Source organism: Streptomyces jeddahensis, from assembly GCF_001642995.1.
Classification (GTDB): Bacteria; Actinomycetota; Actinomycetes; order Streptomycetales; family Streptomycetaceae; genus Streptomyces; species Streptomyces jeddahensis.
The window spans coordinates 1-1,109 of sequence record NZ_LOHS01000201.1 but is presented as its reverse complement, the minus strand read 5'-3'; the positions used below and the strand labels follow the sequence as shown (position 1 = coordinate 1,109).

Here is a 1,109-nt window from a genome sequence, read left to right as displayed (position 1 = left end):
CCTTACGGCAGGTTGCGGGACATCACGATCCGCTGGACCTGGTTGGTGCCCTCGTAGATCTGGGTGATCTTCGCGTCGCGCATCATGCGCTCCACCGGGTAGTCACGCGTGTAGCCGTACCCGCCAAGGAGCTGCACCGCGTCCGTGGTGACCTCCATCGCCACGTCCGAGGCGAAACACTTCGCCGCGGCCCCCTGGAAGGTGAGGTCGCTGTCGCCCCGCTCCGACTTGGCCGCCGCCGCATACGTCAGCTGACGGGCGGCCTCGATCTTCATGGCCATGTCCGCCAGCATGAACTGGATGCCCTGGAAGTCCGCGATCGGCTTGCCGAACTGCTTGCGCTCCTGGACGTAGCCCTTGGCGTAGTCCAGCGCGCCCTGCGCGATACCCAGCGCCTGCGCCGCGATCGTGATCCGCGTGTGGTCCAGGGTGCGCATCGCGGTGGCGAAGCCCGTACCCTCCTCGCCGATCATCCGGTCGGCCGGGATCCGCACGTTGTCGAGGTACACCTCGCGGGTCGGCGAGCCCTTGATGCCCAGCTTCTTCTCCGGCGCACCGAACGAGACACCCTCGTCGGACTTCTCCACCACGAAGGCCGAGATGCCCTTCGAGCGCTTCGTGGGATCGGTCACGGCCATCACCGTGTAGTACTCCGACACACCCGCGTTGGTGATCCACCGCTTCACGCCGTTGAGCACCCAGTGGTCGCCGTCGCGGACCGCCTTGGTCTTCATCCCCGCAGCGTCCGAGCCCGCGTCCGGCTCCGACAGGCAGTACGAGAACATCGCGTCGCCCTTGGCGAGCGGGCCGAGGTACTTCTTCTTCAGCTCCTCCGAGCCGGACAGGATCACCGGCAGCGAGCCCAGCTTGTTGACCGCCGGGATCAGCGACGAGGAGGCGCACACCCGCGCGACCTCCTCGATCACGATGACCGTGGCCAGCGCGTCCGCGCCCGCACCCCCGTACTCCTCCGGCACGTGCACCGCCGCCAGCTCCGACGCCACCAGCGCATCCAGCGCCTCCTGCGGGAACCGCGCCTCCTCGTCCACCGCCGCCGCATACGGGGCGATCTTCGCCTCGGCGAGCGAACGCACCGTCTCACGGAGCAG

Annotated in this window: 1 protein-coding gene; it reads right to left on the bottom strand. The window is 68.3% G+C overall.

Annotated elements, in window-relative coordinates; genetic code table 11:
• Nucleotides 1-2: 2 nt before the first annotated feature.
• Nucleotides 3-1,109: acyl-CoA dehydrogenase (locus tag STSP_RS35960; protein ID WP_198547521.1), on the bottom strand; the 1,107-nt coding region annotated here is incomplete at its 5' end.